Genomic DNA, 25138 nt, shown 5'->3' on the forward strand with positions numbered 1-25138 from the left:
TCTACCCTGCGAAGTCGCGCAGCGGCAGTCCTCTCACGCCCACCTCGGCGACGAAGAGGGCACCCGCCAAGGGATCCTCAGCGGTGTCCACGTTCTCCTGCGATGTGGTGATGAAGAGCCGATCGAGGCTCTCCCCGCCGAAGGTGCAGGCGGTGACCTTGCCGGCCGGAACGTCGATGACTGCGTCCAAGGTGCCATCCGGTCGGTAGCGGTGAACCGCTCCCCTGTTGACCACGGCCGTCCATACGCAGCCTTCGCTGTCGACGGTGAGTCCATCGGGGCGACCGCCGTCAGGGAGTTCGACGAGGACCCGATGGTTGAGCAGTCCCTGATCGGGATCGAAGGCGAAGACGCCAACCTGCCCTGTGGGTGTGTCGTTGTAGTAGGCGAGTGAACCGTCAGGGCTCCACTCCAGACCGTTGGATACGGTCACCCCCTCGAGCATGACGTCGACCCGTCCTGCGGGGCTGAGACGATAGAGCGAGGCAGCACCGGGACTCTGGTCGTAGGCCATCGATCCGCACCAGAAGTTCCCCTGCGGATCGCAGCCGCCCTCATTCATGCGGATGCTCGGCGAAGCCCAGACCTCAGGCAGAGCAGTGACCTGCCCATCGGGACCTTCGAGGGCGAAACCGCGCTCGATTCCGATGACCGCGCCACCGCCTCGGCGAGGTCGGACCGCCGCGGCGACCTCGGCGACGTGACGGCGTTCGACGTCGTCATCACGCAAGGTCAGGATGTCACCGGCGAGCATGTCGACCCAGCGCAGACCGCCCCAGGACGGCGACCACGCGGGCCCCTCGCCGTGGTAGACGATCGGATCGGTGACCTGTTCGGCCCTCATGACTGTGCTCCTTCCGACTGGTGCGCTGAACTTGTTTGCTGCCCTGCCGGCGGCTGCGAATCCGGGCCGGCGCTGCCCGCGGGATAGTTCTCCATCGGCACGGTTCCTGCCTCCCAAGCTTCGAGGACCGGGGTGAGGATCTGCCAGGCCAGCTTCGACTCCTCCGGGCCTGCAGCCAGATCTGACTCTCCTTCGAGGGCGCTCTTGAGCACGTGTCCGTACGGGGAGAAGTCCGGCCGCGGCTGCTCACCGGTCAGACTCATCGGAGTCATCCTGTCGCGGGAGCTGCTCGAATTGAGGTCGAGTTCAACGTCGAACGGTCCGTCGAGGCCAATCCACAGTCGCGCGCCCTGCTGAGCGGACCCGACCGGGCGGAAGAGGATCTCAAGGCCCTTGCGCGAGTGGGCGAGCGCCTTTCCCGTGCGCAGACGGAACCGGGTGCCAGCCCAGCGGGGAGAATCGATGTGCAGGACAGCCTCGGCGAAGGTCTCGGTATTACGGGTCCCATCGACACCGTCCTCGTCGATGTAGTCGGGCACCGCCTTCGCCGCGGCCTCCGGCTCATCGGCCAGCGTCCCAGCGGTGTAGCGGGCGCGGCGAGTGGAGGTCGCAACGTCAGCGGCAGACAGCGGCCGGACGGCAGACAGGAGCTGGGTCTTGCGTTCTCGCAACTCTCCCGCATTCGGCCATCCGGATTCGATCCCGTCTGGCCGGTCCATGGCGCTCATCGTCAGCACCTGCATCATATGGTTCTGCAGGACGTCCTTGAGCGCTCCTGTGCTGTCGTAGAACCGGGCCCGGCCCTCGAGCGCGATGGCCTCATCCCACAGCACCCGGAACTCCTCGATATGTTCACTGTTCCAGACGGCCTCGGGCAGCGGATTGGCGAATCGAAGCGCCAGCATCGCCTGCACAGGAGCCATGCCGAGCGCATGATCGACGTTGAAGACGATCGAAGCGGCATCGTCACCGAAGAGCTCGCCGAGGAGGTCGTCGAGTTCCTGCGCACCGTCGAGGTCATCTCCGAAGGGCTTCTCCATCGCAATCCGGCTGCCTGCTGGAAGGTCAGCGGCGGCCAGGGCACGCAGCGCATCAGGCATGAGTCCTGTGGGCAGTGCGAGGTAGACGGTCACCGGCGAATCCTGTCCGCGGCCGGTTTCTGCCAGAAGATCGGCCATATCGGCCGGGTCGGTGACATCGGCGGACCGGTATCGCGTTCGGTCGAGGATCCACCGGCGGGCGCATTCCGGATGGTCGGCGCCGTGCTCGTTCAGCTTCGCCTCCGCGTGGTCGCGGTAGTCGTCCTCGCTCATATCCCGAGTGGCAGACGCCATGAGCGAGAAGCCCTGCGGCAGCGCGTCGACGGCGGCGAGCTCCGCCAGAGCCGGGAGCAGGAACCGTCCTGCCAGGTCACCGGTGGCTCCGAAGATGATGAGGTGTGCGTTCAATGTGCTCTCCTGTCGACGGACTGCTGCCACCCACGCTACCGCGTCAGCACGAGGCTGGTTGTCGACGGTGATGTTCTCCGCAGGAACACTCAGTCGCCTCGATTTTCGCCCAGGGTTGCCAGGCCTGCCACGAGGATCCACCCCAAGGTCGCGTCCATCTGACCGAGCAGCTCATCGCGCGGGGGCTGATAGTCGCTGATGACCCAGTCGACGACCATCTGCACGCCGGCGCCGACGAGCATGTCACCGAGGATTCTCTGCTGGCCAGCGGTCAGCTGGGGGCCGGCAGCCGTCGCGGACAGGCGACTTGCGAGCTCATCACCGATCGTTCGACCCTGTCGTCGATAGAGTTCGTCGACGCGCGCACTGACTCCCAGAACCTCGAAGAGGTGGACTCGGGCCTGCACCGGGTTGGCCTGGGCCCAGGCGAGGAAACCGGCCATGAATCCTCGCAGCACCGCCGCGGCATCCTCACCACCGCCGGCGAGGACGGAGGCGCGCAGGTCGGCGACCACTCGCTCATAGACCTCGCAGAGGAGGTCCTCCAGAGTGGCGAACGACTCGTAGAAGTAGCGCTTGTTGAGACCAGCTTCCGCACAGACCGCACCGACCGTTGCAGCCCGATAGCCTTGAGTGCCGAAGAGCGAGATCCCAGCCGTGACGAGCTGCTCACGACGTGCACTCTCACGCGCTTCCCGGCTGGCCCCGGCATACGGTCGTCCCTGATCACTCACACTGTGATCTTGACAACAAAGCCCAGCGAACGCAAACTGGTACGACTCCGTACCAGAAAGGCCAGGAATGACATCCAGCTCGCCAGGCAACACCGCGCTCAACGCCGAACGGCGGGCGCGGGACCTCGCGGAACTCGCAGAGACGGAGGCCTCAGGCGCCGAACCCTTCGACCTCGTGGTGATCGGCGGCGGGATCACCGGTACAGGTGTTGCACTCGATGCGGCCTCCCGTGGCCTGAGCGTCGTGCTCGTTGAGCGCGGGGATCTCGCGTCGGGCACCAGTGGCTGGAGTTCGAAGCTGGCCCACGGTGGTCTGCGCTATCTGGCGAAGCTCGACGTTCCGATCGCGTGGGAATCCGCGGTAGAACGTGGCCATCTGATGCGCCGGATCGCGCCGCATCTGATCCGGCCGGTCAAGATGCTCTTCCCGCTGCACACCCACGTCAGCCATTTTGATGCCGCACTGACGGGGACCGGATTCTTCGCGGGAGATGTGCTGAGAATGCTGGCGCGCACCCCGAAATCACTGCTGCCCCACCCCCACCGGATCTCGCCTGGCGAGGTCTGCCGACTCGCTCCGGCCACGGCTTCCAGCGGGCTGCGCGGCGGACTGCTCAGCTGGGACGGCCAGATCGTCGACGATGCCCGGCTCGTGGTGACCATGGCTCGCACGGCTGCGGCCCATGGGGCGCGCATCATCACCTATGCCACCGCCACAGGGGTCGAATCCGGCGTCGAATCCCGTGTCGAATCCGGACGAGTCCAGGTCACCGATCGGCTCACCGGGAAGCCTCACACCATTCGTGCGAAGCAGATCATCAACGCCGCCGGCGTCTGGGCCGATTCACTCTCCGAGGATGTCGAGCTCGCTCCGTCCAAGGGCTCGCACCTGCTGGTTCGGGCCGAAAGCATGGGCAATCCGACCGCTGCCGTGACCGCGCCGGTCCCCGGTCACTTCGGCAGGTTCGTCTTCGCGGTGCCCTGGGACGACGGACTCGTCATGATCGGCCTGACCGATGATCCACACACTGGTCAGATTCCCGAGCGAGCCCGCCCGGACGCCGAGGAGCGGGCATTCCTGCTCGACACCATCAACGCCGTGCTGGAGAACCCGCTCACACCCGAGGACGTGGTGGGCAGCTTTGCCGGGTTCCGGCCACTGCTCAAGGGCAAGGCCGACTCCGGTGCCGACCTCTCACGCAAACACGCGCTGCTGCGAGACTCAGCCACCAACCTCCTCACCATCGTCGGCGGCAAGCTCACGGCCTATCGGCGCATGGCCGAAGACGCCGTGGATGCGGCGGTCGAGGCCGGCGGGTTGACAGCCAGACCGTGCCGCACCACGACGCTCAGCCTCGTCGGCGCCGGCACACCGAGAGCAGGTCTTCCCAGCCATCTGGTCCGCCGCTACGGCACCGACGCCGAGGCGGTCGCCTCCTACAGTGCCGATGACCCTGCGCTGAGTGAACCGGTCAGAGCCGGAATTCCGCTCAGTCGCGCGGAGATCAGGTTCGCCGTCGAGCACGAACTCGCCGTCACCGTTGAGGACGTCATCGACCGCAGAACCCGCTGGGGCCTCGTCGACGCTGATCGGGCCGACCTTGCCGCTGCCGTGCGCAAGCACGCCCCAGAGCTTCTCGAAACCAGCGAGCCGACCGAGACCGGACAGAATGCGCGGCTCGCACAGCCCACACGACCCGTACGAACCACACAGGACGAAGGATGACCCCCATGGAGAAGACTCAACCGAGGATGCGCTGGTGGGGCTGGGGCGAGGACGGCAATGACGACCCGGTCAAGCCCGGCGCCAAGAAGATGCTGACCGCAACCTGCGGCTGGCCCAAAGGTGTCAACCACACGCCGATCGATCTCGACGCCGTGCAGCTGCCCGAACCCGATCTTCCTGGGCGGGCGCGTGCTCAATTCATCGAGCTGCTGGGTGCCGACTACGTTCGCGAGGATCATGCGACCCGCGTCTCCCATGCCGCCGGACGCAGCCTGCCGGACCTGCTGCGCCTGCGCAGGGGCACCATGCCCTTCGCCCCCGATGCCGTGCTCTACCCGGAATCCGAGACCGAGGTCGACGAGCTGTTGGCCATCTGTCAGGCGGAGCGCATAGCGGTCGTGCCCTTCGGTGGCGGCACAAGCGTCGTCGGAGGTATCGCCGCGTTCCGCCCCAACTTCCGCAGCTGCGTGTGCATCAATCTGGCTCGCCTCGATGAGGTCCTCGATATCGATGAGGAATCCTTGACGGTGACTGCCCAAGCCGGAGTCTTCGGCCCGGACCTCGAGGAGAAGCTGCAGTCTGTGGGCTTCACACTCGGCCACTTCCCGCAGTCGTTCGAGTTCAGCACCGTCGGTGGCTGGGTCGCCACACGATCGGCTGGTCAGCAGTCGAGCGGCTACGGTCGCATCGATGACAACGTGTTCGGTCTGCGTGCCTCGACTCCGAGCGGCCCGATCACACTGCGTTCGACACCCGCCACAGCGGCCGGGCCCAACCCTCGTCAGATGTTCGTCGGGTCCGAGGGCACATTCGGAATCATCACCCAGGCCACGTTGCGCATCAAGTCTCTGCCCGAGGCGATGCTGCCGGATGCCTGGTTCTTCCGCGACTTCCACTCGGGTGCCACGGCACTGCGTGAGCTGGAACAACAGGGACTGCGTCCCGACATTGCGCGACTCTCCGATGTCAACGAGACTGCGTTCGGTCTGGCGCAGCTCGGCAGCGACGTCCAACGCAAGGGCCTCCTGGCCTATCTTCGCGCTCGAGGAGTCACCACCCCCTGCATGCTGGTGCTGCGTTACGACGGCCCCAAAGCGGAGGCGAGGGTGCGCCGGTCCACCGGGCGTGAAATCGCGAAGAGGCACCGGGGCGTCAGCGTCGGCGGCAGTCCCGAGACCATGTGGGAGAAGCACCGCTTCTCGACCCCATATCTGCGCGATCAGCTGCTGACCGAAGGCATCATCGTCGAGACGATGGAGACGGCCGCACCCTGGAGCAGGATCGAGGACCTGCACGAGACGATCAAGCAGGACATCGAGAAATCACTGGCCGAGCGCGGCACGCCGGCTCTGGTGCTGTGCCATATTTCTCACCTCTACACCTCCGGCTGCTCGCTCTATTACACCGTGTTCGCTCAGCAGCAGGAGGGCCAGGAGATGGAGCAGTGGAAGGCGCTGAAGACAGCGGCCAGTGATGCTGCGGTCAATAACGGCGGCACGATCACCCACCACCATGGCACCGGAGCAGACCATGCACCGTGGCTGCCCCAGGAAACCGGCGATCTGTGGTTGCAGATGCTGCGCGCAGCGAAAGCCGAAGTGGACCCGGAAGGAATCATGAATCCGGGAAAGCTCATGCACGGACCGACGGAACTATGACCACCGCACCGCCGCCGCTGTCGGTGCCCGTCATCCTCAACCCGGCAGCCCGTCATGGAGCAGTCTGGAAGCGGATCGGACCGGTCAAAGCAGCCTTCGCCGCTAATGGGATGACAGCGCAGCTGATCGAATCCACCAGCGAACAGCACGCCGGAGAGCTGGCCGCACACTATGCGGCGCAGAATGCAGCACTCGTCGTCTCTCTGGGTGGAGATGGAATGGTTCGCGCTGTCGCTGCCGGACTGATCGGCACACAGACCGCTCTGGGCATCGTCGCTGGAGGGCGAGGCAATGACCTCATCGGCAAGCTCGGCATTCCGAAGGGAATCGAAGCCGCCGTCGCCATCATCGCTGAGGGACGCGACCGCTCCATCGATGTCATCGACCTCAACGGGCGGATATCGGTGGGCAATGTCTGCCTCGGACTGGACTCCGCAGTCCAGGTCTATGCCGATTCGGTGCACCGAATCAAGGGACACTGGGTCTATCTGTACGGCATCATCCGCGCAATCCTGGCGCCGCAGCGCATTGATCTGTCACTGATCCTCGATGGCGAAGAGGTCGACTTCCGCGGATACACGGCAGGCTTCGCCAACTCCGGCCGCTACGGAGGTGGACTGAAACTCTCTCCGGGAGCGAAGATCGACGACGGTCTCATCGATGTGGTGCTGCTCAGGGACGTGTGGCTGCCGCGGCTGGCCGTCGAGCTCGTAGCGTTCACGCTGGGTCTGCGCGCCTTTCACCCGCATATCACGTTTCGTCACGCCCGTGAGGTGTCCATTGCGGCCCGCGAGGGAGCCGCGCCGGTCGAGATCGTCGCCGACGGTGATGCCGTCGCACACACCCCCGCCACACTCTCGATCCGACCTGCGGCGCTGCGGGTCCGCGTTCCGCGCTGATCTGCCGAGGGTCTGCCGGACTGAGCCCAGCCGGGACACGTCCGAAGCACGGCCCGGCCCGACACAATTACGCCGGCGATTATTCCTTCGCGACCAGGGTCAGCACGTCGTAGTTCGCGACGGGTTCGTCGTTCTGGTTGACGACCTGAGCGTCCCAGCGGACCTCGCCGTACTCATCGGTCTCACGCGGAGTGATGCGCTTGGCGGTCAGCGTGACCTTGAGTGAATCACCTGGTGAGACCGGGGTGATGAAGGTCAGGCCTTCGAGACCGTAGTTTGCGAGCACCGGGCCGGGGTCCGGCTGGACGAAGAGTCCTGCGGCGAAGGACACGATGAGGTAGCCGTGAGCCACGCGTCCCGGGAAGAACGGGTTCGCGGCCGCCGCCTCCTCGTCGGTGTGGGCGTAGAAGGTGTCGCCGGTGAACTCTGCGAAGTGCGAGATGTCCTCGAGCGTGACTTCACGCCATTCGGATTCGAGGGCGTCGCCCACGCGCAGGTCCGCCAAGGTTTTCGTGAACGGGTGCTGACCGGCCCGGCGCTGGGCTCCGTTCACCCACTCGCCGCCGATGGCGGTGAGCATGTCTGGGGAGGCCTGGATCGCGGTGCGCTGCATGAAGTGCTCGACGCCGCGCAGGCCGCCCATCTCCTCGCCGCCGCCGGCACGTCCCGGGCCGCCGTGGATGAGGGTGGGCAGGGGTGAGCCGTGTCCGGTCGATTCCCCGGCGTCATCGCGGTCAAGGACGAGGATGCGTCCGTGCCAGGGGGCGACCTGACGGACGAATTCGGTGGCGAACTCGGCATCGTGGGTGATGACCGAGCCGACCAGGGAACCGCGTCCGCGGGCGGCCAGACGCACAGCCTCCTCGGTGGAGGAATAGGTGATCAGCGAGGTCACCGGGCCGAAGGCCTCGATGTCGTGAACGGCGTCGACCCAGGGGTCGTCGACCTCGAGCACGGTGGCCGCGACATAGGCTCCGCCGAGGTTCTTCGCCAGTTCGTCCGAGGCTTCGCGTCCGCCTGTGAGGACGCGTGCCCCCGCCGAGGTGATCGTGTCGATGGCGTCGAGAACGTCGGAACGCTGTTTGACAGAGACGACCGGCCCCAGTCGCGTCGCCTTCTCACGAGGATCGCCGACACCCTGCGTCTCGAGTTTCGTGACGAGCGCCTCGGCGACTGCCTGCTTGTGCTGCTCGGGGACGAAGGTACGGCGGATCGCAGTGCACTTCTGCCCGGCCTTGACGGTCATCTCGGCCACGACGCCGGAGACGAAGAGGTCGAATTCCTCGGTGCCTGGTCCGGCATCGGGACCGAGCAGTGAGAAGTTGAGCGAGTCCGCCTCGGCGAAGAAGCGGGTGCCGCGATCGCGTACGCAGTCCAGGCCGCCGAGGTGCTTAGCTGTGTTCGCGGAGCCGGTGAAGGCGATCGCGTCCTGCTCTGCCAGGTGGTCGAAGAGTGGGGTGACATCACCACTGATGAGCTGGAGGGCACCGTCGGGCAGCAGTCCGGATTCGATCATATCCGCGACAACGGCGCGGGTCAGGTGGGCGGTGTCGGTGGCGGGCTTGACGACGACGGGGATGCCGGCCACGAACATGGGGCCGAACTTCTCCAGCATGCCCCAGACGGGGAAGTTGAAGGCGTTGATCTGGAGCGCCAGGCCCTGCCGGGAGGTCAGGATGTGGCGGCCGACGAAGGTGCCGTTCTTCGACAGGCGCTCGATTCCCCCGTCGAGGTGGACCGTGGAGTTGGGCATCTGCCGACGGGCCACACCAGAGTAGGTGAAGAGGGTGCCGATGCCGCCCTCGATGTCGACGAAGCCGTCGCGTTTCGTGGTGCCGGTGGAAAACGAGATCTCGTGATAGTTCTTGGCGCGCTCCATGAGGTAGGCGCCGAGCTTCTTAAGGATGACGCCGCGCTGGTGAAAGGTCAGCTTCTGCAGTTCGGCGATGCCTGTGGTCTTGGCGTAATCGTCAACGGCCTTGAAGTCGATGCCGGACGAAGAGACGTGATGGAGGAGCTGCCCGTTGGTCGCATCATGGACGGCTCGGGCACTGCTCGTGTCTCCGCTGGGGGTGTGCCAGTCGCCTGCCACATACGAACTGAGAATTTCGGTCATATCGTCTCTCCCTGGTCGAACTCTGTCTCCCGGTGCACGGCGGCCGACATCGGCACCGCTGCCGCTTCCTGAAGGCAATACTAACCAATTGGTCGGTTATTGTCATTGAGCTGCCGCCCGAGTGACAGCGATCACCATCTGCACTATGCTCGAAAGTAATTACTGACCATTCAGTCACTTGCGCGTACGCACCGGCGATCACTCAGAGTCGAGGACCACCGCGTACGCCGCACGCAGCTCGACCTGCGAACGCAGATACGTCACCTGCAGATCGGCTCCTGCAGACAGCAATCCAAGGAAGATCCACTCATGTCCACAACATCACCCGCGGCACCCGTGCCGGCTTCGATCACCCGCGAGGAACGCAGAGTCCTGGCCGGGACCCTCGTCGGCACCACCATAGAGTGGTACGACTTCTTCATCTACGCCCAGGCGGCAGGGCTCATCCTCTCTGTCCAGTACTTCGGTCCTTTGGCGTCTGACAACCCGGCGCTCGGTCAGATCATGGCGTGGGCCTCGCTCGGGATCTCGTTCCTGTTCAGGCCCTTGGGCGCGATCATCGCCGGCCACCTCGGCGACCGCATCGGACGCAAGAAGATGCTCGTCCTCACGCTCATCCTCATGGGTGCCGCGACCACGCTCATCGGGCTGCTGCCCAACTATGCGGCCATCGGAATCGGTGCGCCCATCCTGCTCACGCTGCTGCGCATCCTGCAGGGCTTCTCCGCCGGCGGCGAATGGGGCGGTGCCGCACTGCTCTCGGTCGAACACGCCCCGGTGAACAAACGGGGACTCTTCGGTGCCTACCCACAGATCGGCGTTCCGGTGGGCATGATCCTCGCCACCGGCGTGATCTGGATCCTGACCACCATCCTCACCCCCGACCAGTTCGCGAGCTTCGGCTGGAGGATTCCGTTCCTGTTCTCCGTCGTGCTCGTCATCGTCGGCTATTACATCCGCCGCCAGGTCGAGGAGTCCCCGGTCTTCGCCGAACTCGCCGAACGCCGCGCCGAGTCCTCCGCTCCGCTGGGCACCCTGTTCAAGAAGAACACCAAGGAGGTCGTCCTCTCGGCCCTCATCTTCATCGGCAACAATGCAGTGGGCTACATGATCATCGCCTTCTTCGCTGCCTACGCCTCCAGGCCTCTCGATCAGGGCGGCTCCGTCGGCCTCGACCGCGCCCCCGTGCTTCTGGCCACGACCCTGGCGAGCTTCGGCTGGCTGGTCTTCACGATGTGGGGTGGCGCGCTCTCGGACAAGCTGGGTCGGGTGCGCACCTTCCAGATCGGCTACGTCCTCCTCATCGTGTGGCTCATCCCGACATTCATCATGATCGATCAGGCCAACATCTGGCTGTACGGCATCGGCATCTTCATCCTCACAGTCGGCATGGGCCTGTCCTACGGCCCGATGTCGGCGATGTATGCGGAGATGTTCCCACCGCAGGTCCGCTACTCGGGAGTCTCGATCGGCTACGCCCTCGGCGCGATCCTCGGCGGGGCTTTCGCCCCCACGATCGCCGAAACGCTGCTGGCCCGGACCGGCAACTCACTGTCGATCGCGGCCTACATGATCGTCGTCTGCATCATCTCCCTCGTCGCCGTCAGCCTGGTCAAGGAGCCCAAGGGCGCACCACTGGGAATTCTCAAGCACACGAGCTGAACGCGCACGCCCGTAGGCGCATGCCCGTAGGCGCATGCCCGTAGGGTGGAGTCGGAACCGATCACTTTTGGTGCAGCAGACCAGTCTGCAGACTGGCTCGGTGCATCAAAAGTGATCAGCCTGTCCAGTCTCAACAACTGAGAGTGCACAATTTGAGGAGGCTCCAGTGACGCAGTTGTCCTACCCCGATATCGAAGCGGCGGCGACCAGGATCTCCGGGCGGGTGCGTCCGGTGACGGTGGCCTCCGCCCAGCCCGGTCAGGCACCCGCCGCACCGACGCCGACGGCCGCGACGTGGTCTGCCTCACCTGCTCATGACCCGGCTGGCTCAGGGGTCCACTTCGCCCTCGAGTTCATGCAGTACACCGGCTCATTCAAGGCTCGGGGCGCGCAGAACTTCATCCAGACACATCTGGCAGAGGGCACCTTCCCCGAAGCCGGAGTCACGATCGCATCAGGTGGCAACGCGGGCTTGGCGTGCGCGTGGGCGGCCCGCGACGCCGGCGTTCCGGCAACCGTGTTCCTGCCCACCAATGCGCCGGCCGTCAAGGTCGAGCGACTGCGCGGCTATGGTGCGCAGGTGCGCCTGATCGGCTCCGAATTCGCCGAGGCGGCCCTGGCCTGCGAGGAATTCGTCAAAGCCTCCGGTGCCTTGGCTTCACACGCCTATGACAATCCGCTCATCGCCGCTGGCGCCGGCACGTTGATGACCGAGATCTTGTCCCAGATTCCCGACCTCGACACGATCGTCGTCTCTGCCGGAGGAGGGGGCCTGTTCGCCGGAGTGGCGACGGCCGCGACCTTCCACGGGGTGCGCACCGTCGTGGTGGAGCCTGCGAACTGTCGGGCGTTGAATGCTGCGTTGGCTGCGGGTGAGCCTGTCGATGTTCCGGTCGATTCGGTGGCCGCCGATTCTCTGGGTGCCAGGCGAGCCACGTCCTTGGCGGTGGCGGCCGCGCAGAGTGACCTTGTCACCTCGGTGTTCGTCGCCGATGAGCAGATCATCTCCGCTCGCCAGCACCTGTGGAGCGAGCATCGTTTGGCGGTTGAACATGCAGCGGCAACGGCGCTGGCCGGAATCCACGGCTCAGGTGGTTCAGGTTCAAGTTCAGGTTCTGGCAGTCCCGCGAGCTACGTTCCCGGACCGGATGAGAAGGTGTGCGTCGTTCTGTGCGGGGCGAACACCAGCCTCGGCGATCTCTGAAGAACTCAGAAGCCAGCCGTGTAATACGCAGCAACCAACCCTGTAGGACTCAGCAAGCTGCCCTAGCCGCGCTGCTTGTCCTTGGACTTCAGCGAGGCCTTGATGAGGCCGAAGATTGCGGCCGCGACGATGACGGCGATGATGGCTTTGACGAGGAACCACGCGATCGAGAACGCGACGTTGACCACCCACCACGCGATGATGATGGCGATGATTGCGCCAATGATGCTCCATACGGTACTCATCTTCATACCTCAAGACTAAGCCGCGCGGAGTGGGCGCGCAATCATCGATTGCATCACCCCCGCTGCGCAGTCTCACCATGGGAAGATGAGCCCATGACCACGGCAAAGCACCTCGTCGCGCTCGGAAGCTCCTTCGCCGCTGGTCCCGGCATCGAACCGGTCGCCGACGTCCAGGCGATGCGATCGTCGAACAACTACGCTCATCAGCTGGCTCGGCGACTCGGCTGGCAGCTGAGCGACCTCAGCGTTAGCGGTGCGACATCGGCCAATGTTGTCGACACCCCGCAGCAGTCACAGATCGGACCGGGTCAGTTTCCGCCCCAACCGGAGGGGCTGCCCGGCAACGCGGATGTGGTGACCGTGACGGTTGGCGGCAACGATCTCCAATTCTCAGGGTCGATGCTCTACACGGCGCTGAAACACGCAGAACCCAGCAGTCCGCTCCTGGAGATGATGGGGCTCATGTTCCCCAACGGGATTCCGCCGGCTTCAGAAGATGTCATCGCCGAGGCGACCCGAAGTCTCGTCGCCGTCATCGATGGGATTCGGGCACAGGCACCCACTGCTCGGGTCGTTCTCGTCGACTATCTCACCGTGCTGGAAGCAGACATCTCCACGCCCGAAGCGACGCCGTTCACAGTTGAAGAGCTGTCGAAACTGCTGGCACTCCAGTCAGCGATTGAGCGCGTCTTCGCCGAGGCCGCCGCACTCAGAGACGTCGATCTGCTGCTCGCGTCCGAGCTGGGCCGAGGTCATAGCCTCGGTTCAGCGGATCCGTGGGTTCAGCCTCTGCACACCGCTCTCGACAAGATCGGCGGATCGTTTCACCCGAATCAGGCAGGGATGACGGCGATCGCCGATGACCTGGTGGGCCTGCTCGCAGACTAGAGCACCGCAGCCTGACGCTGCCGGATCGCGCGGGCCGACCAGCGACCGTCGGCGAAACCGACGTCGATGGGGTGTTCGAAGGCGGCGCTGACCTGCTCGGTGCTGAGCACCTCGGCGATCTCACCTGCCGCGGTGAGCCGGCCGTGGGAGATCAGCATCGCGTGGGACGTCGACTCCGGAATCTCCTCGAGATGGTGCGTGACCAGCAGCGTCGTCAGCTGCGGCGAGGTGACCGAGAGCGAGTCGATGGTCTCGAGCAGCTGCTCGCGAGCGGCCACATCGAGACCAGTGGTCGGCTCGTCGAACAGGAGGAGCTGGGGATCAGCGATGAGAGATCGGGCCACGAGTGCGCGCCCCCGTTCACCCTGGGACAGCACCTTCCAGCCTGCGTCCGCACGGGAACTCAGACCCACCTCGGCGATGAGATCATCGGCTTTCGCAATCTCGTCCGGGGTCGGCTCCCATCGCAGTGGCCGTTCGATCGTTCCGGTCAGGCCGGTGAGGACGACCTCGCGCACGGACAGGTTCGAGCGCAGGGGGTGGCGTGGGTTGACGTGTCCGATGTGGCGGCGCAGGGCCTGGAGTTCGACCCGGCCCATGCGCTGTCCGAGGATGTCGACCGTTCCGGAGGTGGGAAAGACCTGTGCGGAAGCGAAGCTGAGGATCGTCGACTTCCCGGCGCCGTTGGGGCCGATGAGGACCCAGTGCTCGCCCTGCCCGATCTCCAGATCGATGCCGTGGAGGATCTTCGTCTCCCCACGTCGGAAGGTCACTTCGTCCAGTTTCAGGACAGTCGTTCCCACGTCGTCCACACTCTCTTTCCACGTCGAGGCCACTCGGCCGACCAGGTCAAGGTCGCTCGGCTCCACTCGGGGCCGACTCCCGTACGGAGCCGTTGTCGATTCTAGGTCCCGGTGTCGCGAAGGTGGACCTGGCCCGGCAGAACCATGTTCCACATCCTGGATTCAGTGCAGTCTCGGTCGATAGATAAGCTCTTGAGTTCTCCCGTCGAGCAGTGTGGATTCGAGCAGCTCGAGGTCGAAGTCCTGTGTTCCGGCGAAGATGGGTTGGGTGCCTGTGCGGCCGGTGATGACCGGGTAGACCGTGACCTGCAGGCGATCGACGAGCCCTGCATCCATGAGGGCGCGGTTCATCGACAGGCTTCCATGCGAGCGGATCGGCACATCGGATTCCTCTTTCATCCGCGCCACCACCTCGAGAGCGTCACCGGCAGCCGGCGTCGCGTCGGGCCAGTCGAGCGGCTCTGTCAGCGAGTTCGAGACGACCGTGGTCGGGCAGTTGCGCATTGCAGTGACCCACGGATCGAGCACGTCGGAGTAGACCTCGGAGTCAGTGAGCATAGAGGCGAAATCGCGATAGGTGTTTGCGCCGAGGACGAGGCGGTTCTCGCCGCTGTAGAGTTCGAGCCGATGTTCAAGGAGTTCGGGACCTTGCTTGCCCCAGTAGCCTCCCCAGTCGCCATCGGCGCCGACCGATGCGAACCCATCGAAGCTGGAGAACACGTCGAAGGTATAGGTGGCAGTCATGATTGCTCCTCCCAGAGCGGATGCGGTGCACTCAGTGTGCGCCCAGTCGCCGATGATGACCAGACCCGTTGCAGCTGCGGCCATCGAGCGGGACCATAATAGAGGCATGTACAACGGCGCCGATCCTCAAGACGAACACCGGATGAAGATGCGGGGGAAGATCCTGCGCCGTTCGGCGTCCTTCAACGTCGCTCATGCCGTCGATGATCTCGAACCCGGCACGGGCGCCCAGAGCATCCAGCGTGCATTGTCCCTGCTCAACCTCGTCGGACTCATCGCCGGCGAGCGCGGAACCGGTGCCAGCCTCTCCGAGGTCGCCTCGATCAGCGGACGCCCTAAGGCCAGCGTCCACCGCATGCTCCAAGCGCTCATCGCCATGGGTTACGTCGAACGCCTCGACGAAGGCGGATATCGACTCGGCGTGCAGTCGCAGATATTGGGCCAGCTGGCGCAGAAATCCGTGGACCCCCTGGTCACAGAGTCGGAATCGAGCCTGCTGCGCCTGGCTGAGCTCAGCCAGGACACGGCCTTCCTCACCCTGCGCACCGGCAGCTATTCGATCTGTGCCCGGCGCGAAGAGGGCTTCGGCGAAATACTGAACAACGCTCTGTCGGTAGGCGATCGCCACCCCTTGGGCATCGGCGCCGGCAGCCTCGCGATCCTCTCCGAACTCTCCCCCGCCGAGGTGGACGCCCACTTCGAGGCCAACGCCCAGATCTTCGCCGAACGCTACCCCAAGGTCTCCGTCGCGGCCCTGCGCGACATCATCGACCGGGCCCGCGTCGACGGTTTCGTGCACAATCCCGGCCTCTTCGCCCAAGGCTCCTGGGCTGTGGGCGTGCCCCTGAAGATCCGTGGCAGCCGACCCCGCGCAGCCCTGTCGATCGCGAGCATCGCCGATCGTGTCACCGGATCCCGCGTCGAACGCCTCGTCGCCTTACTCCGCCGCGAAGCCAACGCCATCACCGAGGCGCTGAGCACGCAGGCAGATCCCTGATCACCTCGCCGAGGCGGCCCCCAGTCGCGCCGCCACCGAGCTCAGGATCTCGCCCAGCCAGCCCACGGCTGCGGGGTTTGCTCCCGGCCTGGTGACGAAGGAGACTCGACGCTGGCCGAGGTCCTGCTTCGCCGGACGCAAGACCACGTCGAAGTCGGTGTCCACGGCCACCTCGGTGGTCAGGGCGCATCCGAGGCCTTCGGCCACGAGCCCATGGATCATGTAAAGATCGTCGCTGCGCATGAGTTCGCGCAGCTCATAGCCGAGGCCGCGGGAGATCCGTCGCAGCACTCGCACCGAAGCCTCGGATTCGTTGTGGCTGAGCACCCAATCGACCTCGCTCATCGTCGCGAAGTCGAGGACCTCATGCCTCGCGAGCTCACCGTCGCGGGCGACCATCACCCGGTAGGGCTCGTCGAGGAGGGTGCGCAGACGCAGTTCAGGTCCCGCGAATTCGGGCAGTTCGGGAATGTCATAGATGAGCCCTGCGTGGACCTCACCGCTGTGAAGCATCCTCACTACCTCACTGGGTTCGGCCTCGATGACCTCGACGCGCACGGACGTCCGCTGCTGGAGCTCGGCGATCGCGGCCGGCAGGAGGCGCGAACCGATCGAGGAGAACGACCCGATGCGCAGGGAGACGACACCGGCATCGCGCTGGGCTGTGACGAGCTGCTCGGCCCGGTCGATGCGGGCAAGGACCGGTTCGATCTCTTCGGCGAAGGACTCGCCCAGAGGCGTCAGACGGGTTCCGTTTCGGGAGCGGTCGACGAGCTTGACCCGCAGATGGGATTCGAGGGTGCGCAGATGATGGGTCACGGTCGGGACTCCATGCTCGAGCACCTCGGCGGCCCGATTGAGACTTCCCTCGTCCCGAATGGCCAGAAGCACCCGGAACTGCTGCAGATTCATCATAGTATAGACACTATGACACTGTGGACGATTTCTTGCTATATCCTAGGCGGCCTGTGATCCCTAGTGTGGGACACATGCTCGCCGAAACCCATCTGCACCCAGACACCGCGACCCGCCCTGCGCACGCCGACTCAACGTCCGCGCCAGACCCAGCGTCCTCCACCGCGATCGGCTCCGCGCCTGCACAGGCAGACTCCGCTATCGACCCCCATCAGCACACCGCGCCCTATGCCGAGGCCCTGCGGTCTTTGGCCGCCGAGGACTGGCAGCGACTGCACGTGCCCGCCCATCAGGGCAGCCGCTCGCATGCTCCCGGACTCGCCGAGGTCGTCGGTGAGGCCGGCATGAGCATCGACTTCCCCATGCTCTTCAGCGGTGTGGACCAGGAGAACTGGCGGATGATCAACCACGATCGCGTCACCCCGATCATGGCCGCGCAGCAGCTCGCCGCCGAGGCCTGGGGAGCGTCCCGCACCTGGTTCATCACCAACGGAGCATCGGGCGGCAATCACATCGCCACCACCGTCGTACGCGGTTTGGGCCGTGAGTTCGTGCTCCAACGCAGCGTCCACTCCTCGGTCATCGATGGCGTCACTCACGCCGAACTGCGCCCCCACTTCATCCACGGTCGCGTCGATCCTGGACTCGGTTCCTCCCACGGCGTGACTCCGGCCCAGGTCGAGTACACCCTGACCGAGCATCCGGAGTCCGCCGCCGTCTATCTCGTCTCCCCCAGCTACTTCGGTGCCGTGTCCGATATCGCCGCCATCGCCGAGGTGGCCCACGCTCACGATGTTCCCCTCATCGTCGATGAGGCCTGGGGCTCCCATTTCGGCTTGCACCCGCAGCTGCCCGTCAACGCTGTGCGCCTGGGCGCCGACCTCGTCATCTCCAGCACTCATAAGGGCGCCGGCTCGCTCGCGCAGTCCGCGATGATCCACCTGGGCCACGGCACGCAGGCCAGGCGCATCGAGACCCTGGTCGATCGAGTCGTGAAGTCCTATCAGTCGACCTCGTCCAGTGCCATCCTCCTGTCCTCCCTCGACGAGGCGCGCCGCCACCTGGTCACCCATCCGGAGGCGATCGACGAGGCGCTGGCCACTGCCGAGGAGATCCGCACCCGGGTCAAGAACGACATCCGATTCCGCGACGCGACTCCCGACATCCTCGGCGGGCATGATGCGATCGGCAACGATCCGTTCAAGATCGTCATCGACACCCGTGGTGCGGGAATCACAGGCGCCGAGGCCCAGTATCAGCTGATTCGGGATCACCGGATCTATTGCGAGCTGGCCACGCCCTCGGCGCTGCTGCTGCTCATCGGCGCCACCTCGCCCGTCGACGTCGATCGCTTCTGGACGGCGCTGCAGGAACTGCCGCGCTCGGAGGCCGAGCCGGAGCGTCCCATCGTTCTTCCGGGCAGCTGCGAGAAGCGCCTGGAGATCAGCGATGCTTATTTTGCAACGCCGCAGACCGTCCCCTTCGCCGAGGCGGTCGGCCAAGTCTCGGCCGATGCTCTGGCCGCGTACCCGCCCGGTGTGCCCAACGTTCTGCCCGGTGAGGTACTCAGCGCAGAGGTCGTCGATTTCCTCCGCATGACTGCGGCGGCCCCGTCGGGCTATGTACGCGGAGCCCAGGATTCGAGGATGGACACCTTCAACGTCGTGGCCGAAGAACCTGCGGCCGGCTGAGCGCGCCGTGGTCGCCCAGCGCCGTGATCGCCCAGCGCCGTGATCGCCAGATCGCCGAGAGTGCAGGTTAGCTTCGAGCGCGCACTCTCTACTCTCTGCCCTCGAAGCTAAGGTAGCCCCGCGATGAAATGCAGCGGCACCGCGACCGTGCCTCGGCCCCGGCGCCCCCGGCCCCGCTCACTCAGCGCAGGACGACGGTCCGCTTCCCTGAGAGGAACACGCGGCCGTCGCAGTGCCACTTCACCGCATTGGACAGGGCCTTGCACTCAGCGTCACGACCAGCGGCAACAAGGTCCTTGGGGCCGAAGGAGTGGTCGACTTCGACGAGCTGCTGGGCGATGATCGGACCCTCGTCGAGTTCGCTGTCGACGAAGTGTGCGGTCGCCCCGACGGTCTTGACTCCCCGTTCCCATGCCTGGTGGTAGGGCTTGGCGCCCTTGAACGAGGGCAGGAACGAGTGGTGGATGTTGATGGCCTTGCCTGTCAGCTCGCGGGCCAGGTCATCGGAGAGGACCTGCATGTAGCGGGCGAGGACGACGAGGTCGATCTCGAAGCGGTCGACGAGTTCGAGCAGCTTCGCTTCGGCCTCGGGCTTCGTCTCCTTGGTCACCGGGATGCGGAAGAACGGGATGTGGTGCCATTCGACGAGTTCGCGGTGGTCGGGGTGGTTGGACACCACGGCCGCGATCTCGATGGGCAGTTCGCCGATCTGGGCGCGGAAGAGCAGATCGTTGAGGCAGTGTTCGAACTTCGAGACCATGATGAGGACCCGACGCTTCTCTCCCTGCGGCCACAGCTGCCAGCGGGCGCCGAACTCGGTGCCGATGGCCTCGAAGTCGCTGCGCAGACCATCGATCGCCGCGCTCGATTCGTCCTCGACGCTGAAATCAATGCGCAAGAACAGGCGCTGCGTGTACTGATCGTCGAACTGCTTGAGTTCCTTGATGTCACCCCCATGAGTCAGCAGCGCACCGGTGACGGAATGGAGAATGCCCGGTCGTTCGTCGCATTCAAGGGTGAAGATGTAGTCCTGCATGTCCGCTGCTTCCTTACTCGGTGGGTGTCTTCAATCATTGGCGGGTTGGTCGTGCTGGTCAACTTCACGCAGGTCGTCAGGCCTCGCAGCCGCCCCTCGCAGCTATCACCGTTCGCCAGTCCGCGACTCAGCATTCGACGACGTTGACGGCGAGTCCGCCCCGTGAGGTCTCCTTGTACTTCGACTTCATGTCCGCACCGGTCTGACGCATGGCCTCGATCGCCTGGTCGAGGCTGACCCGGTGGCTGCCGTCGCCGTGCATCGACAGCCGAGCGCCGTTGATCGCCTTCACTGCGGCGATAGCGTTGCGTTCGATGCACGGGACCTGGACGAGTCCCCCGACCGGATCGCAGGTCAGGCCCAGATTGTGTTCGAGGCCGATCTCCGCGGCGTTCTCAACCTGTTCGGGACTCCCGCCGAGCACGGCGCACAGCCCTGCGGCGGCCATCGCGCAGGCGGAGCCGACTTCACCCTGGCAGCCGACTTCCGCCCCGGAGATCGAGGCATTGCGCTTGAACAGGATTCCGATCGCGCCGGCGGTGAGCAGGAACGTCACCACAGCCTCGTCTCTGAACTGCTGTGACTCGTCATCGCTGATCACGAACCGGTCCATGTAGTGCAGCACTGCGGGAATGATCCCCGCAGCACCGTTCGTCGGAGCGGTGACGATGCGCCCTCCGGACGCGTTCTCCTCGTTGACGGCCAGCGCGTAGAGGTTGACCCATTCGAGAGCGTCGAGGGACCCCGACGCCCGGTACTCGGCCGCTTCGAGCGTGGCGCGCAGTTCGGGAGCACGACGCCTGACCTTCAGCCCACCCGGAAGCTGCCTCTCGGTGCGGGAGCACCCGTTATCGACGCAATCGCGCATGACAGCCCAGATCTCGAGCAGCTGCCGGCGCAGTTCGCTCTCGGCCTGTCGCTCCCGCTCATTGAGCGCCATGAGCTCGGCGATGCTCAGCTCGTTGTCCCGGCAGAGCGCCAATAGCTCATCGGCCGACGAGAAGTGGAAGCGGTCGCGTGAGACGTCGGAATCGCCTCCCATCTCGTCGGCGGTGAGGACGAAGCCGCCCCCGATCGAATAGTAGTCGCGTTCGATCACGGAGCCGGCCACCTCGGCGCTCAGACGCATCCCGTTGGGATGACCGGGCAGCGATTCGCGCAGATGCAGAACCAAGTCGGTCTCCGGGTCGAAGACGATCGGCCTCCGCCCGCCGAGGTTGAGCGATCTCTGAGCGCTCACCTCGGCGACCAGCGGTGCCATGATGTCCGGGTCGAGGGTCTCGGGTTCGTGACCCGACAGCCCGGCCAGCACTGCGGAGTCGGAGCCGTGGCCGATGCCGGTGGCACCCAGAGATCCGTAGAGTCCGACCCGGACCCTCTCAACTCGATCGAGGTCCCCGGATTCGTCGAGGTCGGTCAGGAACCGGGCCGCCGCCCGCATCGGACCCACCGTATGTGAGGAGGAAGGGCCGATGCCGATGGAGAAGAGGTCGAGAACACCGAGTGCCATCAGTCGCTGCTCTCGGCCTCGGCACTCGCGCTGCCGACGACTCCCACGGCACTCCCGTCGGCGAGAAACTCCGCCATTCCGTCAAGCAGCCAGCGGACCGTGAAGTCCGCGAAGCTCGCCCGCGGGTAGATGCGGTACGTCAGCGCCGCACAGTGGTGCACGATTACAGGCACCGGCCCCAGTTGGGCCGATATCGCCGTGCCGACGCCGAAAGCCCGCGGGTGGAGGTCGGTACGCACGCTCTTCTCGAGGACCTCACGGGCTTTCGACCCGGTCAGTTCGAGGATCGTGCGGTTCGCGGACAGATCCACGGCCTGTCCCGGCAACCCCTCGAGAGAGGCTTCGGCGATGAGTGTCTCCCCGGGCCGCTGACGCCGGGAGACGTCGACGACGAGGAACTCGTCGGGACCCAGCCAGAGCGCATACAGTCCCGCTTCGTCACCGGTGACCTCGCCGACCTGCTTGGGCAAGGTGATCCCGAGAGCAGACTCGAGCGCCTCGGCCGAGGCGGTTCCCGGCGCGGCTCGCAGCCCGAGCTGGACGGCGAACGCTCGCTCCCGCAGCCCCACGGCGTCTCCGCCGACAGCGGTGGCGGTGGCCATCTCCTCGGCGAGGTGGGCACCGGGTGAGACGCGGAGGGCATCGAGTGCCTCAGCGGAGGACTCGACGTTGCGCAGCTGAGTCTGGCGCTGCTCGGTGGTGTGGGTGGTTTCAGCCATCACGGCGGTTCCCTTCTGGATCGTAGAAGACGGGCGAGGTGATCTCGACGTCGACGAGGCAGCCGGCAACCGGAGATTGGATGATCTCACCCGTCCGGTTCCGGCCGTTCTCGACGAAGGCGAGACCGATCGGGCGATCGAGGCTCGGCGACATGTAGGAGGAGGTGACGTGGCCGATCATCGGCACCGGCCCGGCCTCCGGAGTCACCGGGGTGCCCGAGGTGATGAGCTGCGCGCCTTCGGCCAGCCGGGTCGTGCCGTCGACGGGAAGGACCCCGACGAGGTGTTTGCGGTCCTCGCGGGCCGTGTCGATCCGTGAGTAGGAGCGTTTGCCGATGAAGTCCTTGAATTTCGAGACGATCCACTCCATGCCCGCATCCTGCGGGGTCACGGTCCCGTCGGTGTCCTGACCGACGATGATGAAGCCCTTCTCGGCACGCAGGACGTGCATGACCTCGGTGCCGTAGGGGGTGATGTCGAACTCGGCTCCCGCCTCGGCGACGGCTTCCCACACGGCCAGGCCGTAGTAGTTCTCGACATTGATCTCGAAGGCCAGTTCACCGGAGAAGGAGATCCGGCAGACGCGCGCCGGGATCCCGTTGGCCAGGGTCGTCTCGCGGAAGCCCATGAACTCGAAGTTCTCATTGGACACGTCGAGGTTCGGGGCGATCTTGGCGATGACCTCTCGCGACTTCGGGCCGGCGACCGCGACTGTCGACCACTGCTCCGTCACCGAGGTGAAGACGACGTCGAGTTCGGGCCATTCGGTCTGGTGCCATTCCTCGAGCCATTCGAGGACAGTCGCGGCACCGCCGGTGGTCGTGGTCATGTAGTAGCGGTCCTCGGCCACGCGCAGGGTGACGCCGTCGTCGAAGATCATGCCGTCGGGTTTGCACATGAGACCGTAGCGGCCCTTGCCTACCTTGAGCTTCTTGAAGCCGTTCGTGTAGATCTGGCCGAGGAACTCGCCGGCGTCGGTTCCCCGGATCTCGATCTTGCCCAGCGTCGAGGCATCCTGGAAGCCGACCGATTCACGCACGGCCTTGCCCTCGCGCAGCACCGCTGCCTCCATGTCCTCGCCCGGCAGGGGGTAGTACCAGGGCCGCTTCCACTGTCCGACGTCTTCGAACTCGGCTCCGTGGGCAACGTGCCAGGGGTGGATCGCGGTGATGCGTGCCGGATCGAACAGCTCACCCTTCCTGCGGCCAGCCAATGCTGCGAAGGGCACTGGGGCGAAGGGAGCGCGGAAGGTCGTGTGCCCGACCGCGCCCAGGTCGGTCTCGCCGAGGATGCTGGCGATGGCGCCGATGGCATTGACCGCACTCGTCTTGCCCTGGTCGCCTCCTGTCGAGATCGAGGTGTAGCGCTTGACGTGCTCGACCGAGCGCATGCCTGCGTTCATCGCCCGCTGCACGTCTGCCACACTCTGATCGCGCTGGAAGTCGATGAAGTGCGTGGTCAGCGCCGTGTGATCGGCCTCGGCCGAGGTGACCAGCCACAGTGGGCGCGCCGGTGCGTAGGTCATCGCCGCGGCTTTGGGAACGGTGAGCGCGGCGGCGAAGCCGGTGCGGTCGGCTGCCGCATTGCCCGCCTCGGCACCGTCCTTGAGAGCCGTTTCGAGAGCGTAGTCACCATTGATCGCGCCGACAGTGAACTGGTCGCGCACCGGTGTTCTCGGAACGAAGGCGGCGATGTCGCTGCGCCAAACGATTGGGCCCCTGCGCTGTCCGTGCAGGTGGATGACCGGGGAGAACCCTCCGGCCACGGCGAGCAGGTCGACGTCGATGTCTTCGCCGTACTCGGCCGCCACAGCATCCTCATCGAGGGGTGCGACGGTGACCCGGCTGATGCGCCCCGCCGGGCCCTCGCCTGCGGTGCCGGTGACCGTGGAGCCGAGGATGAGTCGGGTTCCCGTCCTGCCGACGACCCTCTCTGCCATCGCCGAGGCTGTGGTCCGGGAGTCGATGATCGCCGGAACGTCGATTCCGGCCGCGTGCAGATCGGCCAGCAGTTCGTAGGCCGAATCGTTCGTCGCCGCAATCGCGATGCGCTGACCGGCGACGACGCCGAAGCGGTTGAGATAGGTCCTCACGGCCGAGGCGAGCATGATGCCCGGTCGGTCATTGTCGGCGAACACGATGGGGCGCTCATGTGCTCCCGTGGCGAGCACGACCTGCTTGGCTCGGATGTGCCACACCCGCTGCCGGGTGCCCGCGCGGGAGGCGGTGCCGTCGCGGTCGCTGTCCGCAGAGCCGACGCTCGCGCCCGAGCCCTCGGTCTCGACGTGTTCGCGTGTCCGGTCTTCGAGAGCGACGAAGAAGTTCGAATCGTAGCTGCCGAAGACGGTCGTGTTCGGACGGTAAGTGGTTTCCTCCGCCTCGGCGAAGCCGTTGACAGTGGTCTCGATCCACTCCGCCGCGGGGACATCGTCGATGGACTCGTCGAGGGCTCCCTCGACGGTGCGTCCCGAGCTTGCCAGCAGCGACCCGCCGGGAGCGGACCGGTCATCGAGCAGGAGCGTCCTGGCTCCGGAGCGGCCGGCCTCACGCGCGGCGGCCAGACCAGCGGGCCCGGCACCGACGATGAGAACATCGACATGGACGTGCTTGTGCTCATAGACAAGTTCGTCCTGACCGGGGTCGAGGATGCCCAGACCCGAGAGATAATCGGCCTCGAGACCGTCCGTGATAGGCACACGGGTGGCCGGAAGCATTGATTCGCTGACGTCGCCGGCCACGCGCGGATGCACGCGGACGAGGGCGTTGGACTCCTCGATGCCGGCGCTGAGGATCCCGCGAGATCGTCCCAGGTACGTCGAAGCACCGCAGTCGATGCGGCCCGCGGCGATGAGCGCGCTGGCAATCGTGTCGCCGGCGAAGCCCGCGTAGGCCCGCCCATCGACGGTGAAGCGCAAAGGACGCGAGGAGTCGATCCCGGTGGCCTGCGGCAGGCGCCGTGCGCCAGCGTCCGCGGAGCTCGTATGTAGGGAGTTCATCGTGCGGCCTCGCCTTCTGCTGGAGTCGGGCGTGGAGCACCCATGGGATAGATGGCCGTGAAATCATAGGTCACGGTGTCGCGGACGGCGTTGAACCACTTGCGGCAGCCGAGGCTGTGGCTCCACCGCTCGGCGTAGAGGCCGCGGTCGTTGTCGCGATAGAAGAGGAACTCGGCCCACTCCCGGTCGCTCAGTGCGTGAGGGTCGGCTGGGTAGGCAACGTGAGCCTGTCCGCCGTAGTGGAATTCGGTTTCGTCGCGTGGCCCGCAGTGCGGGCAGTCGATGAGAAGCATGGTCGTCCTTC

General features: G+C 65.6%; 21 protein-coding genes. 8 read left to right on the forward strand and 13 right to left on the reverse strand.

Annotated features, from left to right (window positions below):
- Position 1 precedes the first annotated feature (1 nt).
- From INT29_RS04750 to INT29_RS04760, 3 genes are all read right to left on the reverse strand, one after another.
- A complete protein-coding gene (locus INT29_RS04750; protein WP_193070883.1) occupies positions 2–844 on the reverse strand; it encodes an SMP-30/gluconolactonase/LRE family protein in 843 nt (280 codons plus the stop codon).
- Positions 841–2292 (reverse strand): glucose-6-phosphate dehydrogenase, encoded by a 1452-nt coding sequence (locus tag INT29_RS04755; protein ID WP_193070884.1) that lies wholly within the window; start codon positions 2290–2292, stop codon positions 841–843. The genes INT29_RS04750 and INT29_RS04755 overlap by 4 nt, the downstream gene beginning before the upstream one ends.
- A gap of 89 nt (positions 2293–2381) precedes the next feature.
- Positions 2382–3026, reverse strand: coding sequence for a TetR/AcrR family transcriptional regulator (locus INT29_RS04760; RefSeq protein ID WP_193070885.1), 645 nt, complete (start codon positions 3024–3026; stop codon positions 2382–2384).
- 67 nt (positions 3027–3093) lie between these two features.
- Here INT29_RS04760 and INT29_RS04765 point away from each other — a divergent pair, with 67 nt between their 5' ends.
- Genes INT29_RS04765 through INT29_RS04775 form a run of 3 tightly spaced genes read left to right on the forward strand, consistent with a single transcriptional unit; the run spans position 3094 to position 7309 of the window.
- Positions 3094–4752, forward strand: a complete 1659-nt coding sequence (locus tag INT29_RS04765; protein ID WP_193070886.1) for a glycerol-3-phosphate dehydrogenase/oxidase — start codon at positions 3094–3096, stop codon at positions 4750–4752.
- A 5-nt stretch (positions 4753–4757) separates the two neighbouring features.
- Entirely contained in the window at positions 4758–6410 is a 1653-nt protein-coding gene (locus INT29_RS04770) for an FAD-binding oxidoreductase (RefSeq protein ID WP_193070887.1), read from the forward strand.
- On the forward strand, positions 6407–7309 hold the full coding sequence (locus tag INT29_RS04775) for a diacylglycerol/lipid kinase family protein (protein WP_193070888.1): 903 nt from the start codon (positions 6407–6409) through the stop codon (positions 7307–7309). Before INT29_RS04770 ends, INT29_RS04775 begins: the two co-directional genes overlap by 4 nt.
- 79 nt (positions 7310–7388) lie before the next feature.
- Here the strand turns inward: INT29_RS04775 and paaZ are convergent, their stop codons facing one another.
- Positions 7389–9425 (reverse strand): phenylacetic acid degradation bifunctional protein PaaZ, encoded by a 2037-nt coding sequence (paaZ, locus tag INT29_RS04780; RefSeq protein WP_193070889.1) that lies wholly within the window; start codon positions 9423–9425, stop codon positions 7389–7391.
- Between the two features lie 309 nt (positions 9426–9734).
- Here paaZ and INT29_RS04785 point away from each other — a divergent pair, with 309 nt between their 5' ends.
- A complete protein-coding gene (locus INT29_RS04785; RefSeq protein WP_193070890.1) occupies positions 9735–11087 on the forward strand; it encodes an MFS transporter in 1353 nt (450 codons plus the stop codon).
- A gap of 166 nt (positions 11088–11253) precedes the next feature.
- On the forward strand, positions 11254–12291 hold the full coding sequence (locus INT29_RS04790; protein ID WP_101570070.1) for a threonine/serine dehydratase: 1038 nt from the start codon (positions 11254–11256) through the stop codon (positions 12289–12291).
- A gap of 62 nt (positions 12292–12353) precedes the next feature.
- Here the strand turns inward: INT29_RS04790 and INT29_RS04795 are convergent, their stop codons facing one another.
- Entirely contained in the window at positions 12354–12542 is a 189-nt protein-coding gene (locus INT29_RS04795; protein ID WP_101570069.1) for a hypothetical protein, read from the reverse strand.
- An 87-nt stretch (positions 12543–12629) separates the two neighbouring features.
- Between INT29_RS04795 and INT29_RS04800 the strand changes: the two genes are divergently transcribed.
- Positions 12630–13424: an SGNH/GDSL hydrolase family protein gene (locus INT29_RS04800; protein WP_193070891.1), complete on the forward strand. Its 795-nt coding sequence runs from the start codon at positions 12630–12632 to the stop codon at positions 13422–13424.
- Here INT29_RS04800 and INT29_RS04805 read toward each other — a convergent pair.
- The gene (locus INT29_RS04805) at positions 13421–14227 is read right to left on the reverse strand and encodes an ABC transporter ATP-binding protein (protein WP_101570213.1); all 807 of its coding nucleotides are present in this window, start codon (positions 14225–14227) and stop codon (positions 13421–13423) included. The genes INT29_RS04800 and INT29_RS04805 overlap by 4 nt on opposite strands.
- A 162-nt stretch (positions 14228–14389) precedes the next feature.
- Positions 14390–14971, reverse strand: coding sequence for a dihydrofolate reductase family protein (locus INT29_RS04810; protein ID WP_193070892.1), 582 nt, complete (start codon positions 14969–14971; stop codon positions 14390–14392).
- Positions 14972–15077: 106 nt separating this feature from the next.
- Between INT29_RS04810 and INT29_RS04815 the strand changes: the two genes are divergently transcribed.
- Complete coding sequence (locus INT29_RS04815; RefSeq protein WP_101570066.1) at positions 15078–15968, forward strand: IclR family transcriptional regulator; 891 nt, start codon at positions 15078–15080, stop codon at positions 15966–15968.
- On the opposite strand, the gene INT29_RS04820 is transcribed toward INT29_RS04815, so the two are convergent.
- On the reverse strand, positions 15969–16883 hold the full coding sequence (locus INT29_RS04820; protein ID WP_101570065.1) for a LysR family transcriptional regulator: 915 nt from the start codon (positions 16881–16883) through the stop codon (positions 15969–15971). It abuts the gene before it with no gap.
- A 74-nt stretch (positions 16884–16957) separates the two neighbouring features.
- Here INT29_RS04820 and INT29_RS04825 point away from each other — a divergent pair, with 74 nt between their 5' ends.
- Positions 16958–18574 (forward strand): aminotransferase class I/II-fold pyridoxal phosphate-dependent enzyme, encoded by a 1617-nt coding sequence (locus INT29_RS04825; protein ID WP_226841628.1) that lies wholly within the window; start codon positions 16958–16960, stop codon positions 18572–18574.
- Between the two features lie 181 nt (positions 18575–18755).
- Here the strand turns inward: INT29_RS04825 and purU are convergent, their stop codons facing one another.
- From purU to INT29_RS04850, 5 genes are all read right to left on the reverse strand, one after another.
- Positions 18756–19610 carry a formyltetrahydrofolate deformylase gene (gene purU / locus INT29_RS04830; protein WP_193070894.1) on the reverse strand — a complete coding sequence of 285 codons (855 nt, stop codon included), beginning with the start codon at positions 19608–19610 and terminating at the stop codon, positions 18756–18758.
- 127 nt (positions 19611–19737) lie between these two features.
- Positions 19738–21120: an L-serine ammonia-lyase gene (locus INT29_RS04835; protein ID WP_193070895.1), complete on the reverse strand. Its 1383-nt coding sequence runs from the start codon at positions 21118–21120 to the stop codon at positions 19738–19740.
- Positions 21120–21839, reverse strand: a complete 720-nt coding sequence (locus INT29_RS04840) for a sarcosine oxidase subunit gamma (protein ID WP_101570061.1) — start codon at positions 21837–21839, stop codon at positions 21120–21122. Before INT29_RS04840 ends, INT29_RS04835 begins: the two co-directional genes overlap by 1 nt.
- On the reverse strand, positions 21832–24834 hold the full coding sequence (locus INT29_RS04845) for a glycine cleavage T C-terminal barrel domain-containing protein (RefSeq protein WP_193070896.1): 3003 nt from the start codon (positions 24832–24834) through the stop codon (positions 21832–21834). Before INT29_RS04845 ends, INT29_RS04840 begins: the two co-directional genes overlap by 8 nt.
- Positions 24831–25127: a sarcosine oxidase subunit delta gene (locus INT29_RS04850; RefSeq protein ID WP_101570060.1), complete on the reverse strand. Its 297-nt coding sequence runs from the start codon at positions 25125–25127 to the stop codon at positions 24831–24833. Before INT29_RS04850 ends, INT29_RS04845 begins: the two co-directional genes overlap by 4 nt.
- Positions 25128–25138 lie beyond the last annotated feature (11 nt).

The organism is Brevibacterium sp. FME37, assembly GCF_014897485.1.
Taxonomy (GTDB): Bacteria; Actinomycetota; Actinomycetes; order Actinomycetales; family Brevibacteriaceae; genus Brevibacterium.

What these genes read in the sequence shown, in the direction of transcription:
- INT29_RS04750 (WP_193070883.1), bottom strand. Translation starts at nt 844, where the DNA reads ATGAGGGCCGAACAGGTCACCGATCCGATCGTCTACCACGGCGAGGGG.
- INT29_RS04765 (WP_193070886.1), top strand. Translation starts at nt 3,094, where the DNA reads ATGACATCCAGCTCGCCAGGCAACACCGCGCTCAACGCCGAACGGCGG.
- INT29_RS04770 (WP_193070887.1), top strand. Translation starts at nt 4,758, where the DNA reads ATGGAGAAGACTCAACCGAGGATGCGCTGGTGGGGCTGGGGCGAGGAC.
- INT29_RS04775 (WP_193070888.1), top strand. Translation starts at nt 6,407, where the DNA reads ATGACCACCGCACCGCCGCCGCTGTCGGTGCCCGTCATCCTCAACCCG.
- paaZ (WP_193070889.1), bottom strand. Translation starts at nt 9,425, where the DNA reads ATGACCGAAATTCTCAGTTCGTATGTGGCAGGCGACTGGCACACCCCC.
- INT29_RS04785 (WP_193070890.1), top strand. Translation starts at nt 9,735, where the DNA reads ATGTCCACAACATCACCCGCGGCACCCGTGCCGGCTTCGATCACCCGC.
- INT29_RS04795 (WP_101570069.1), bottom strand. Translation starts at nt 12,542, where the DNA reads ATGAAGATGAGTACCGTATGGAGCATCATTGGCGCAATCATCGCCATC.
- INT29_RS04800 (WP_193070891.1), top strand. Translation starts at nt 12,630, where the DNA reads ATGACCACGGCAAAGCACCTCGTCGCGCTCGGAAGCTCCTTCGCCGCT.
- INT29_RS04810 (WP_193070892.1), bottom strand. Translation starts at nt 14,971, where the DNA reads ATGACTGCCACCTATACCTTCGACGTGTTCTCCAGCTTCGATGGGTTC.
- INT29_RS04815 (WP_101570066.1), top strand. Translation starts at nt 15,078, where the DNA reads ATGTACAACGGCGCCGATCCTCAAGACGAACACCGGATGAAGATGCGG.
- INT29_RS04820 (WP_101570065.1), bottom strand. Translation starts at nt 16,883, where the DNA reads ATGATGAATCTGCAGCAGTTCCGGGTGCTTCTGGCCATTCGGGACGAG.
- INT29_RS04825 (WP_226841628.1), top strand. Translation starts at nt 16,958, where the DNA reads ATGCTCGCCGAAACCCATCTGCACCCAGACACCGCGACCCGCCCTGCG.
- purU (WP_193070894.1), bottom strand. Translation starts at nt 19,610, where the DNA reads ATGCAGGACTACATCTTCACCCTTGAATGCGACGAACGACCGGGCATT.
- INT29_RS04835 (WP_193070895.1), bottom strand. Translation starts at nt 21,120, where the DNA reads ATGGCACTCGGTGTTCTCGACCTCTTCTCCATCGGCATCGGCCCTTCC.
- INT29_RS04840 (WP_101570061.1), bottom strand. Translation starts at nt 21,839, where the DNA reads ATGGCTGAAACCACCCACACCACCGAGCAGCGCCAGACTCAGCTGCGC.
- INT29_RS04845 (WP_193070896.1), bottom strand. Translation starts at nt 24,834, where the DNA reads ATGAACTCCCTACATACGAGCTCCGCGGACGCTGGCGCACGGCGCCTG.
- INT29_RS04850 (WP_101570060.1), bottom strand. Translation starts at nt 25,127, where the DNA reads ATGCTTCTCATCGACTGCCCGCACTGCGGGCCACGCGACGAAACCGAA.